The 12307-nt window shown below is 36.3% G+C and carries 10 protein-coding genes; 4 read left to right on the top strand and 6 right to left on the bottom strand.

Annotated features, from left to right (window positions below; genetic code table 11):
- Positions 1-4: 4 nt before the first annotated feature.
- The 3 genes from GM661_RS01535 to GM661_RS01525 all read right to left on the bottom strand — a co-directional run bounded on the left by GM661_RS01535 (position 5) and on the right by GM661_RS01525 (position 3986).
- On the bottom strand, positions 5-2092 hold the full coding sequence (locus GM661_RS01535; RefSeq protein ID WP_230868457.1) for a tetratricopeptide repeat-containing glycosyltransferase family 2 protein: 2088 nt from the start codon (positions 2090-2092) through the stop codon (positions 5-7).
- Between the two features lie 50 nt (positions 2093-2142).
- Positions 2143-2736 (bottom strand): DUF6385 domain-containing protein, encoded by a 594-nt coding sequence (locus tag GM661_RS01530; RefSeq protein WP_125987501.1) that lies wholly within the window; start codon positions 2734-2736, stop codon positions 2143-2145.
- Positions 2737-2891: 155 nt separating this feature from the next.
- A complete protein-coding gene (locus GM661_RS01525; RefSeq protein ID WP_230868456.1) occupies positions 2892-3986 on the bottom strand; it encodes a polysaccharide pyruvyl transferase family protein in 1095 nt (364 codons plus the stop codon).
- Positions 3987-4395: 409 nt separating this feature from the next.
- Here GM661_RS01525 and murQ point away from each other — a divergent pair, with 409 nt between their 5' ends.
- The 4 genes from murQ to GM661_RS01505 all read left to right on the top strand — a co-directional run bounded on the left by murQ (position 4396) and on the right by GM661_RS01505 (position 8803).
- The gene (gene murQ / locus GM661_RS01520) at positions 4396-5310 is read left to right on the top strand and encodes an N-acetylmuramic acid 6-phosphate etherase (RefSeq protein WP_230868455.1); all 915 of its coding nucleotides are present in this window, start codon (positions 4396-4398) and stop codon (positions 5308-5310) included.
- Positions 5307-6731: a PTS transporter subunit EIIC gene (locus tag GM661_RS01515; protein ID WP_230868454.1), complete on the top strand. Its 1425-nt coding sequence runs from the start codon at positions 5307-5309 to the stop codon at positions 6729-6731. The genes murQ and GM661_RS01515 overlap by 4 nt, the downstream gene beginning before the upstream one ends.
- A 168-nt stretch (positions 6732-6899) precedes the next feature.
- Entirely contained in the window at positions 6900-7949 is a 1050-nt protein-coding gene (locus GM661_RS01510; RefSeq protein ID WP_230868453.1) for a MupG family TIM beta-alpha barrel fold protein, read from the top strand.
- Positions 7949-8803 (top strand): MurR/RpiR family transcriptional regulator, encoded by an 855-nt coding sequence (locus GM661_RS01505; RefSeq protein ID WP_230868452.1) that lies wholly within the window; start codon positions 7949-7951, stop codon positions 8801-8803. Before GM661_RS01510 ends, GM661_RS01505 begins: the two co-directional genes overlap by 1 nt.
- Positions 8804-8878: 75 nt before the next feature.
- Here the strand turns inward: GM661_RS01505 and GM661_RS01500 are convergent, their stop codons facing one another.
- The 3 genes from GM661_RS01500 to GM661_RS01490 all read right to left on the bottom strand — a co-directional run bounded on the left by GM661_RS01500 (position 8879) and on the right by GM661_RS01490 (position 12265).
- Positions 8879-10675 carry an L-fucose isomerase gene (locus GM661_RS01500; RefSeq protein ID WP_230868451.1) on the bottom strand — a complete coding sequence of 599 codons (1797 nt, stop codon included), beginning with the start codon at positions 10673-10675 and terminating at the stop codon, positions 8879-8881.
- 28 nt (positions 10676-10703) lie between these two features.
- On the bottom strand, positions 10704-11135 hold the full coding sequence (gene fucU, locus GM661_RS01495; RefSeq protein WP_230868450.1) for an L-fucose mutarotase: 432 nt from the start codon (positions 11133-11135) through the stop codon (positions 10704-10706).
- A gap of 188 nt (positions 11136-11323) precedes the next feature.
- Positions 11324-12265 (bottom strand): ABC transporter substrate-binding protein, encoded by a 942-nt coding sequence (locus GM661_RS01490; RefSeq protein WP_125987489.1) that lies wholly within the window; start codon positions 12263-12265, stop codon positions 11324-11326.
- Between the last annotated feature and the right edge of the window lie 42 nt (positions 12266-12307).

Raw genomic sequence — 12307 nt, 5'->3', positions numbered from 1 at the left:
ACCCCTAACCCAGTTTTCCCAAAAGGTATTTTAGTGTTTTTTCTTCTTTGAGAAAATAAGCTGCCTCTGGTTTTTCTTTTAAAACCCAGCTACTTATCTTCTGGGCCCTTTTGAGTGCTACCCTTACTACAGCCAGGTGATATTTTAGCAGTCTTTCATTATTATTTAAGGCATAACAGTAGAGATTCTCAGCATCAGCCAGTAGTTCCCTCTTTTCGCAGATGCAGCCAAGATAATAATAAAGTCGGTCATCTTCACCACCATGATCCAGACTCTTTAAAAATTCCCTGCTGGCCTCATTATAATAACCATACTTATAATATATCTCCCCAATAATAAAATCCTTTTCCCACTCATCTATCCCTAAATCAGTAATTAATTTACCAGTCAAGGTATCAAATAATTCATAGGCATTGTAGCGAAGGATTTTTTCCAGAACATAAATGAGTTTATGCTGATAATCATTGATAGTATGTTTTTGTTCAGCATCATTTTGTCTATATTTATTAATTAATTTCTGAATCCCTTTTTTTAACTTATTCTTTAATCCCATATTCTGCTGATTGTCACAACAGATATTATTCATACTGGATAAAATATATTTTAACCCTTGATCAGACAGCCCCTGAATAATTTCTGTCAGCTTATCAATACCCTCAGCAGAATTCTTTAACCAGCAAGCTATAAAATACTCAATAATAAAAGTTTCCGACTCAATACCTTCTGCTATTAAGCATGTAAAATCCCTGTAGACCTGATTATATCTGCCTAAAGCAAGTTGTGATTTAGCATATAACAGCCTTGCCTCTAAAGGAAGTTTAGTATTTACTGCTACCCTTGCTAAATAATTTGCTGCTAGAGCATCTTCCCTGATAGAAGCACATAAATCAGCCAGAATAATAAAACCCTGCCAGCTGGACAGATCAAATTCTGTTTCCAGATATGAAATAAGTTCTGCTGGGTTTTGATATTTCTCCTTTAATAGTTTTGTCAGTGGGTAAAGGGGGTCTAAAAAATCAGGTTCTACACTTAATGATTCCCTGTAATGTTTTATTGCTTTTTCCCGCTCATAACGCCCTTTATAGGCATTAGCCAGATTATAATGCCCTAAAAAACTACCTACCCCAACAGTTGTTGTATATTTACCACAGACTTCCCCAATTAAAAGACATTGTTCAAATTCTTTTATCGCCTGAGAGTAATTAATGTTTTTTAATAACGCCAATCCCTTTAAATAATAAAGGTCTGTATAGTCAGGGTAATTATCTAACTCATAATCAATAAATCCTATCACTTCACTATATTCCTGTAGGTCAAATAAGCAAAGACCAATATTCCTGATTAAAGTTGGACTAAAGGAATAACCCCTTTCCAGATGACTGTAGGCCTTTTTAAACCAGGCCAGGGCCTTTTTCTTATCTGCTAATTCATAATAAGAGAGTCCAAGGTGGTATTCTAAAAAAGAATTACTTCTAAACCTTTCTAATTCTTTATTAAGTATGCGAATATTCCTCTCCAGTTTTTCTTTCCGCTTACTATTAGCAGACATATATCCATAATGAATTATCTTTAAATCCGTCTTCAAAACCTGGGTCTGGGAAGAATATTGATAGATTGAAGGTAGGATCTGTTCATGTATTTTTCCCTGAAATTGATAATCCAATCTATTTCTAAACAAACGGCAACTCTGATGTACCAGTTGCGAATAGTCCCTCTTTTTACCTGTATAATTAAGAACTTGAAAGAAGTAACCCTCAATATCAGGGGCGTTAATTATTTTTTTTAACATTTGACGGCTTACTTCAGGTAACTCCTCATCAGCATCAAGATATAATATCCAGTCTCCCCCTGCCGCCGCCAATGATTTATTTCTTGCCTTACTGAAATCATCTACCCACTTATAATTAATAATTTTTGCCCCGTAAGCTTGAGCTATCTGTAATGTATTATCTGTTGAACCTGTGTCCACCAGAATTATTTCCTTAACTAAACCCTTGACACTATCCAAACACCTTTTAAGATTTTCTTCCTCATCTTTAACAATCATACAAAGACTTATTGTTGGTCTTTTCATTTCATTTAATCTCTCCATCCAAAACATTCTAGAATAAAAAGGCCCGAAAAGGGCCCCCTATAATTACCTTATAATTGAGCCTGAAAAAAGATATCCAGTGACGAAGCATTACCTGCATCTGTACTCCTGTAGGCTACTCTGGTATATTTAAGAAAACTGGCCGGGAAGAAGACATCTACACTGGCAGCTGATATACTCCTTGCGGCCGTATCGGCATACCACTGGTCGGTATCAGCACTAACCTCTAATCTGGCATCAATACTATTAGTAGCACCAGAATTATAAACCGCAAACGAATAGGTGGTAAATTCAGAATTGTCTCTAGGTTCACTAAAGGTAAAAGCATCAGTAGAAACAAGCCCGGTTTCTGTTAACTCTGAAAAATCCCGTGCTGTTAGATGTGTTCTAATATTCCCCTCTGTATCTGTCTGGATCCTCTGAATATTGGTGCCATCAAAACCATATATTTCAATACTGTCACTACTGGCAGTGAGGTCACGAATATCTACTGTGCCAGTCATATCAACAGAAATAGCATCTGAAATACTTCGTATCCTTAGCAAACCATCACTATCTGTAGCAATGGGATTCTCTGTACTCGTACCAAATATCTGGGTTTTAAGCCTGTCAACTGAAAAGTTTCTCACCTTAAAGTTAGGCATAGCTTTCTCTCCTTTCTCTTGCTATAATATAATATATATGAATTAATATACTATATGATAGACTAATACATTATGTGCTAACAATTGTTACCACTCCTCCCTGACCCGCAAAACAACACTAATACTTGCTGTCTCCAACATTGATGGAAAAAAACCTACTTTTTTATTGTCTCATCTATATATTCTATTAGAAAGTCATACTTCTTGTTAAAAGCTGATTTATACTGCAAAAACTTGTTATAATAAGTATTTTTATTGTCCCTGATATATTTAACTCTATCTAATATCTCCTTCTTAATATCACAGACATCAGTCCTTATACATAGTTCCTGACATTTAACTGACTCTGCAAAATCAAAACATTTAAAACGGTAGGCCAATGAAATAAAAGGTACCCCTACTGCTGCAGAAAATATACAGGGGTGTAGTTTAAAGTTAATTGATAGGCTAGCCTGGGATATATACCATAAAAGCTGGCTACTGGGTAAAACCCTATTAATAACAATTAAATTATCCTGATTAATCATTTCATCAACAAGCCTAAATATTGCTGGAATATCTTGTTCCCAGACTGGATAGATAATAATCTGATACCCCTCTTCCTGTAAGTGATCCAGGCTCCCTGCCAGTTCTCCAGCTAATTTTTCTTCATTCTCACCATAAACCTTATTATATGATGTTCCCCAGTTGACCATTATCATTTTCTCGCTAAGATGTAAATTATTATCCCGAGATAAATCTGGTTCAAGTAAGATACCTGAATCCCCAGCAATAAAAACTTTATCCAGCTGACAATCAAGGAGCTGCAGTATTTTCAGAGTATAAGGACCCCTTACCCCCACTAAACCTGCCTGACTAACTGTAGACCTGAGTAGGTATTTTACTTTCCTAGTAAAAAATTCCTCGATATCAGGTACTCCCTCTGCCCTGCCAGCAAGTAAATCATCAGTAAATTGAGGGTCACTATGATCAATACCACTACCCCAGATTACTGTAGACACCCCTGCTTGCTGGGCTTGATATAAACACTTTAAATAATAACTAGTTGCCAGAAGAGAACCCCCTCCTAAAACTACCAGAGAAAATTCCTGGATATTTAATTTGTCAAATTGATACCATAAAACCTGATAGATATCAGGTTTAACAGAACTACCCTGATATAAAGATGATAATTTTTTCAAAAATGCTTCCAGACAGGCCTTATCACCAAGGTTATCCAGACCAACAGACAAATAACAGATAGGTTTCAAATTATTTTCCCCCTCAAAAATTAAAATACCTGTCATGCTTGATTTAACCGATCATCAACAAATAATTCTACCATCATACCAATAATAAAAGCTCTTGTATACTTAATTATGCCATGAAACTTTATTATAAAAGAGTCTTATAATAATAAATATTTTACTAGTACTGATTTAATTTTGTGAAAATTCCTGGAAACCTCTTACAATATTAGAATCTGGTCAAAACTTTAATAAACTCTAAAGAAACTATCAATTTAAAATATTAAACAGATAATAAATTCATTCACATACAGGAATATATTTCTCGGTATTGAAATATATTTTCATCATATAAAAATATACTTGAAATATATTTTCAATAATGATAAAATGCTCTTAAGAAATGAAAGAATATTTTGAATGGAGGTCAAAAATGAAGAATTTGAATACTTTAGTCACAGAATCCATAAATCCACGTTCTCAAAATCTTGATCAAATTGAGACAATAGAAATTGTCAAAATTATAAATCAAGAAGATAAACTGGTAGCACAGGCTATAGAAAAAGAATTAACAAACATTGCAAAAGCAGTTGACAGTATTAGTTTAGCTTTAAAAAAAGGTGGTCGCTTAATATATCTTGGGGCAGGTACTAGCGGCAGACTAGGAGTTCTTGATGCTTCAGAATGCCCACCTACTTACGGAGTTAGCAATCATCTTGTTCAAGGTTTAATTGCCGGAGGGGAAAAAGCTATTAGAAACTCTATAGAAAATGCAGAAGATAGTAAAGAAGAAGCAATTAAGCAATTAAAAGAAATCTCTTTTTCGAGTAATGACATTCTGGTCGGCATTGCCGCTAGTGGTAAAACCCCTTATGTGATAAGTGGGCTAGAATACGCGAATTCTTTACAGGCCAGAACTGTTGCCTTAAGTTGCAATCCTGATTCCAAAATTGCCAAAATTGCCAAAATATCTATTACTCCAGTAGTAGGGCCTGAAGTTGTCACTGGTTCAACCAGAATGAAAGCCGGAACAGCTCAGAAAATGGTTTTAAATATACTCAGTACAGCAACCATGATTAAATTGGGTAAGGTATATAAAAACTATATGGTAGATTTACAGGTAAAAAATCAAAAGTTGGCTGAAAGAGCTAAAAACATAATTACATCTGTAAGTGAGGTGAGTTATCAGACAGCAGAAGAATATCTTAAAAAAACTGATTTTAATGTTAAATTAGCAATAATGATGATTGAGACGGGACTGGATTTAAAAAATGCCAAATGTCAATTAGCTAACTATGAGGGACATCTGGCCAAAGCGATAAAAACAATTAAGGAGGAAAAAAGATGACTAATCAAAAATTGCTTGCTGAGATAGTAGAGAAACTTGGTGGAAAAGAAAATATTCTTGCTGCTTCAAATTGCATGACCCGGCTGCGGGTTGACATTAAAGATTATTCTGAAGTAAATATTGAAAAATTAAAATCAATTGAAGGAGTTATGGGAGTTGTAGAAGATGAAACTCTCCAGATTGTTGTCGGACCTGGAACCGCCAAAAAATGTTTTGATATCTTAAAAAGCGAATATCGAATTTCATCAGACCTTGAAGTAGGGGAAAACTGGCAGAAGAATAAAGAAAGAATAAAGGAAAGACAAAAGCAGAACAAACTAAAAAAATCCTTAAAAATTATTGGAAAAATATTTATTCCACTTATACCAGCTATCATTGCTGCAGGTATTTTCAATGGTTTCGCTGGTCTGATAAGTAACCTGCAAAATACAGGCACACTACCCGGGTCTCAGTTTTGGAATCTTACTCAACTTATCTTATCTCTTTTAGGTGGAGCATTCCTTGGTTATTTTACTATTTTTACCGGTATTAATGCTGCTAAACAATTTGGGGCAACAGAAGGGCTTGGGGGTATGATTGGTGCTCTGACAATTATGGCTCAGATTAACGAAATATCTCAGTCAGTAGGTATGTTTGATGCTGCCTCACCCCTAAATTCAATTTTACGCTCCGGTAAAGGTGGTATAATAGGAGTTATTATTGGAGTCTATATACTTGCTATTATAGAAAAAAGAATCAGAAAAGTTGTACCGAATGTACTTGATTTGATAGTCACTCCAGTTGTTACTATGCTAATTATGGCTTTGGCAATGATTTTTATTATTATGCCGCTTTCCGGTATACTATCTGACTGGCTGGTTGCTGCTTTAACCTTACTTGTTGCTTCTGAAAACCCAATTATTAGTGTAATCTCAGGTTATATACTGTCAGCTGTGTTTTTACCAATGGTTTTACTGGGTTTACACCATGGGTTAATTCCGATTTATGCCCTACAACTGGAAAATATGGGGGGAGTTTCATTATTCCCGGTTCTGGCTATGGCTGGGGCAGGGCAGGTTGGTGCTGCAATTGCAATTTACTTAAAAGCAAAAAAGACAGGTAATATAAAATTGAAACAGATAATATCTGGTGCTTTACCAGCTGGTGTTTTAGGAATTGGAGAACCATTAATCTATGGTGTTACTCTACCCCTCGGCAAACCATTTATTACTGCTGGTCTAGGTGCAGGCTTTGGCGGTGCTTTCGTGATGTTACAAAATGTAATGGCAGGGGCCTGGGGACCATCCGGCATTTCTGCTATCCCACTGATGCAGCCTGGCTCAATGTTAAGTTATTTTATGGGACTGGTGATTGCCTATCTTGGTGGGTTTATAGTAACTCACTTATTTATTAAAGAACAGGATGTTGCTGAATTACAATAATTATGCTGACTTATTTAAGTAATTAAAAAAACTAACAATAAATGAGTATTTTCCCAAATTAGCAGGGTCACTCTATTAAATAGAGTGACTCTGATCCTTTCTATCCTTTTTACTCTACATGTAGAATTTCAAGGTTTAAATAAGATAATAATAAGGAGTTGACCCAAAATGCTTGGAATTTCTATTTATGCCGGACTTGATCTAAGTCTGGAAGATAATCTGGAATATCTAACTAAAGCTGCCGAGTTAGGAATAAATAAGCTTTTCTTTTCCCTTCATATTCCAGAAGTTAAAGAAACTTTTACCAAAGAAGCAGCAATTTTGCTCGAAGAAGCTAAAAAATTCAATTTCGAAATAACAGCTGATATTTCCCGAAAATATTATAAAAAATTAGAGATAAAGGATTTTAAAATTGATGCCTTACGGCTTGATTTTGGTTTTAATAACCGGGAAATTGCAGCTCTCAGTAAAGAAGAAAATTTTAAAATTAATTTAAATGCCAGTACCTTAAGAAAAAAAGATTTACAGGAAATTGAATCTTATCATGGTAATTTAAATAATATAGAGGTTTCTCACAACTACTATCCTAGACCAGAAACTGGTCTTTCGGAAGTTTTTATGCGAGAGAAAAATAAGATGCTTAAAGAATATGGTTTTAAAATTGGGGCCTTTATACCTGCTAATTATAAAAAAAGATCACCGCTTAAAGCAGGTCTACCAAGCCTGGAGGTTCACCGCGATCTGACTCCTCTAGTTAGCTGTCAGCATTTATTTAAATTAGGAATTGATAAAGTATATATTGGCGACAGCAGGGCTTCTGAGCAAGAGTTAAAAAAATTAACCTATCTGAAAAAAGGAAAAACTATTCTTCCCATACAGATTTACTCTGATATCAGTAGTACTGAACGGGAATTGTTGAAAATTGAACATACTAATCGAGAAGATCCAGCAGATAATATAATTAGATCTCAGGAAGCCAGAACTTATAGCCAAGGAAAAAAGATTCCTGTTCGTTTGTCAGACGAAAGATTCAAATATGCTGTTACTATTGATAATTATCAGTATCAGCGCTATCAGGGGGAATTACAGATCTTAAAAAAGAAATTTCCAGCTGACAGTAGGGTTAATCTAGTAGCAGATGCAGGAGAAGCAGCCCTGCTTATTGAAAATATACAAGCAGGAGATAAATTCAAATTCTATATAAAAGGTGATTATTAATGAAGGTAATTTTAAAAATCAAGGCTATTTTAACTGACTTAACCAGAGCCGAAAAAAAAGTCGCAGAATATATATTAGAAAATCAGACTAAAATTGCTGATCTATCTGTTCAAGAACTGGCCACAGAAGCAGCAACCAGTCCCGCATCTGTTGTTAGATTTTGTAAAAAAATAAATTTCTCTGGTTATCAAGATTTTAAGATTGCTTTAATAAAAGATTTAAGAGACCCTACTAATCAACAGGAAATAAAAGTTTATGATGATATTTCTGTTGGTGATAGTGTTGAGGTCATTATGAAGAAATTATCACATGATAATATCAAAGTAATTAAAGACACGATATATTTACTTGATATTAAAGCAATCAAAAAGGCAGTTAAAGCAATTGAGCAAGCTGAAAGAATATGTATTTTTGGTATTGGTGCTTCAGGACTTGTAGCCAGAGACCTACAGTATAAACTTATGCGAGTCAAAAAGACAGTTATCTATTATGCAGATACTCATGCTCAACTAGCTTCTGCGGCAAATATAGAAAAGGGTGATTTAGCTGTGGCTATCTCTTACAGTGGAGAAACTACGGAAATTTATAAAGCCCTTAAAACAGCTAAGAAATCAGAGGCAACATGTATCTCTATTACTAAATATGGGGAGAATTCATTAAAAAAGATTTCAGATATAGCCTTACAGGTTGCTGGCAGTGAAAAAAATTTACGTCTAGGGGCTATAACCTCCCGTATTGCCCAGTTAACAGCAGTTGATATTTTATTTGTTGCCTATGCTAAAAATAATTTTAGTTCAATCTCTGATTACTTAAAGACTACCAGAGAAAGTGTAGTAGAATTTAAAATGGATTAGATAATGGTGCAGTGAACAATTATTATATATAAGCCTGCCATTATAACTAATGACAGGCCGGAGTAAAACTTATATTTATTTATATAAGGGACCAAAATTCTGACAGGCCCGATAATCTGCACCTTCCTGTTCTTTGGTTCCAAAGAGATTCCAGGCATCTGGCCGGAAAATCCTCTCTTCTTCAATATTATGCATATTTACAGGAATCCTTAATATTGAAGCCAGGGTAATTAAGAGGTCACCGATATGACCATAGCTAATCGCCCCATGATTAGCCCCCCAGTTATTCATCACAGAATAAACATCTTTAAAGGCATTTTTACCAGTCAGTTTAGGGACAAACCAGGTTGTAGGCCAGGTAGGGTCTGTCCGCTGGTTTAGAATATCATGAATGTCTGCTGGTATATCTACTGTATAGCCTTCTGCTATCTGTAAAACTGGCCCTAACCCCTTAACACTATTCATTCTGCTCATTGTTACCGGCATTCCACCTTTTGTTAAAAACTGAGAAGAAAAACCCCCTCCGCGGAAATACCCTAAACTGGCAGGACACCAGCTAGTAGCCTGTAGACATTTATCAACCTCATTATCAGTAATTTCCCAGAATGGTTTCATTACCGCTTTCTCATCCTTGCTCTGCTGTCCAGTACCATCAAGTGTTGCTGAACCAGAATTGATCAGATGAATTATTCCATTTTCAGCCATCCCACTTAGTTTTTTGCCTGTCACTCTCTCAACTGCTGCTGGACTCCAGTATGTCCTGACATCAGCAAAAATCTGGGCGGTATTTGTCAATAGATGTCCAAAGAGCATTGGAATGGCATTAAGGCTATCATTTTCTGTAGCCAGGATAAATGGTTCCCTGATACCGTTCCAGTCAAATGAGGAGTTTAGGATAGCCTCCATAAAGTCCCCATTAGGGAAATGGTCTGTCCACTGACGCTGTCCCTGAAAACCAGCTGCAATAGCGTTGTGTCCATGTGATTCCTCACCATATCCCAATTCCGCTAATTTTGGATTACCAATCATCAAATCCCGGGCAATCATAGCCATCTTTATTACAAACTTCCACTGTTGGTCCTTTTCTTTCCTACTCTGCTGCTCTTCTTGTGGATTATTATCTTGCCCTTCCTGGCAATTTTCCTTAACCCACTTTAAAGCTCTTTCAAACTCTTCCTGAACATAAATCCCTTCTTCTATTCTACGTATAAACTCACTCATATCTACATATTCATTCCTCATACCCAGGTAATTCTGGAAGACCTCTTCATCTGCAATAGAGCCTGCTATCCCCATGGCAACATTACCCATAGATAGATAAGATTTCCCTTTAATTGTTGCGGTAGCTAAAGCTGCCTTAGCAAACTTCAGGAGTTTTTCCTGAACATCTTCAGGTATACTGGTATCACCGGCATCCTGAACATCTTTCCCATAGATACCAAAGGCAGGCAGGCCTTTCTGATTATGGGCTGCCAGGGCTGCTGCCAGATATACTGCCCCAGGTCGTTCTGTCCCATTAAAACCCCAGATGGCTTTAGGCCTTAAAGGATCTGTATCGATTGTCTCTGTTCCATAACACCAGCAGGGTGTAACAGTCAGGGAAACGCCTACACCCTCTTTCTGGAACTTTTCTTCAGCCATGGCTGCTTCAGCAACACCACCAATTGTTGTATCAGCAATTACACATTCTACAGGCAAACCATTAGCATGACACAGGTTTTCTTCCAAAAACCTGGCAGCACTTTTAGCTAAATTCATTGTCTGTTCTTCCAGTGATTCCCTGACCCCTCTTTCCCTGCCGTCAATTGTTGGTCTAATCCCTATTTTAGGCATTGCGCCAATTAACCTTCTCTTTCCTTTGAGATTACTCATTAATTATTACCTCCTGTTATTTATTACCTTACTCACTGACAACACCCTTTTTTAAAATAATATTGGCATATAAGGCCATTTCACTACTTGTTACAATAGCATAAGCCCTGCTGGCTCTATTATAAAACTCAAATCTCTCTAGATATTCAATAGCTGACGATCCATTATTATATTTTTTAATAATATCGTGATATTTTTTCCAGATAACTGGTTCAAGCGAATCACCTGCTACTACTTCCATTAAGACAACAGGTTTTTTTACATATGTATCCAGAGGAAAATATTTTAATATCGCTTCTAATAAGTCAGGTACATTATGCCCATCACACCTTACCAAACGCCGAGCCTTACTGGCAGCTGGAAAGTTAGCATCTGCCAGTACAATCTCATCACCATGGCCCATCTCCATGAGCACCTTTATTAACTCTGGTGAAATTATTGCCGGAATACCTTTAAGCATATCTACCACCTTCTCTTATAAATAATCTCTTATAATTACATAAGCGTCTTACATAAACTAATTATGAAATATAATTGATAATCAATCATAAGACAAAGTAAAGCTAGTATAATGTTTATTTAAGAGGAGTTATGCCCTTATTAGTTGCACAACCCCTCTATCTTTTATTTGAGTTCTGGGATTAGAGACTATTCATATAATAATGGTTTAACTACACTGGAATCAATACTATTTTTATCATACCAGTAAAACCCTGTATCAATAACCTCTGGTAATTCTTCACCCCTTATGGCCTTAACAGCAGCCTCAACAGCCCTATATCCTATCCCTACAGGATTCTGTGTAACAGCACCTGCCATTAAACCAGAACGGATGGCATTCAATTGGAGGTTGCCAGAATCAAACCCGATTATTATAATATCGCCAGCTTTATTAAGTTCTGTTGCAGCATTAATAACACCCACAGCAGACCCTTCATTAGCACCAAAAAATCCATCAAGGTCTGGATGGGCCTGCATTATAGCTTTAGCCAGATCAGTGGATTTTAGGTGATCACCACCACCATACTGAACATCTACTATTTCAATCTCTGAATATTTTTCTTCAATCCGGTCTATAAAACCATCACGTCTTTGCACACCGGTATGACTTGTCTGATCTTGAACAATTAAAGCAATCTTTCCTTGATAACCAATAAGCTCTGCCATTCTATCAGCTGCTTTACCAGCAGCGGCATAATTATCAGTTGCAGCAGTTGCCAGGGGAATATCACTATCAACACCAGAATCAAAAGCAATTATTGGAATGCCAGCATCATCTGCCTGTTCCAGTAATGGTATGGCAGCCTTGCTATCTAAAGCAGCAAAAACCAGAGCATCTGGAGCCTTATCAAGGACAGTCTGCAGCATATCAATCTGTTTGGCTACTTCTGTTTCACTTGCAGGTCCTTCATAAGTAATCCTAACACCATAATCTTCTGCCGCCTGTTCAGCACCAGTCCTCACTGCCTGCCAGAACTGATGCTGGAATCCCTTTGATATAACCGGAATATAAATCTCATCAGCAGCCATAGTAAGACAACTTATCACCAACAATACCATTAAAACAAGAAACACAGTCAACTTTCTCATACTTTTTTCCTCCTATTTTTATTTTTTAATTAAACCCTGTTC

Origin of the sequence: Iocasia fonsfrigidae, from assembly GCF_017751145.1 — a bacterium.
GTDB lineage: Bacteria > Bacillota > Halanaerobiia > Halanaerobiales > DTU029 > Iocasia > Iocasia fonsfrigidae.
This window is presented reverse-complemented; position numbering and strand designations above follow the sequence as displayed.

Bases quoted from the DNA above. Each gene is read 5' to 3' on its own strand.
- GM661_RS01515 (WP_230868454.1), top strand. From the start codon at position 5,307: ATGACTAATCAAAAATTGCTTGCTGAGATAGTAGAGAAACTTGGTGGA.
- GM661_RS01510 (WP_230868453.1), top strand. From the start codon at position 6,900: ATGCTTGGAATTTCTATTTATGCCGGACTTGATCTAAGTCTGGAAGAT.
- GM661_RS01505 (WP_230868452.1), top strand. From the start codon at position 7,949: ATGAAGGTAATTTTAAAAATCAAGGCTATTTTAACTGACTTAACCAGA.
- fucU (WP_230868450.1), bottom strand. From the start codon at position 11,135: ATGCTTAAAGGTATTCCGGCAATAATTTCACCAGAGTTAATAAAGGTG.
- GM661_RS01530 (WP_125987501.1), bottom strand. From the start codon at position 2,736: ATGCCTAACTTTAAGGTGAGAAACTTTTCAGTTGACAGGCTTAAAACC.
- GM661_RS01490 (WP_125987489.1), bottom strand. From the start codon at position 12,265: ATGAGAAAGTTGACTGTGTTTCTTGTTTTAATGGTATTGTTGGTGATA.
- GM661_RS01500 (WP_230868451.1), bottom strand. From the start codon at position 10,675: ATGAGTAATCTCAAAGGAAAGAGAAGGTTAATTGGCGCAATGCCTAAA.
- GM661_RS01535 (WP_230868457.1), bottom strand. From the start codon at position 2,092: ATGGAGAGATTAAATGAAATGAAAAGACCAACAATAAGTCTTTGTATG.
- murQ (WP_230868455.1), top strand. From the start codon at position 4,396: ATGAAGAATTTGAATACTTTAGTCACAGAATCCATAAATCCACGTTCT.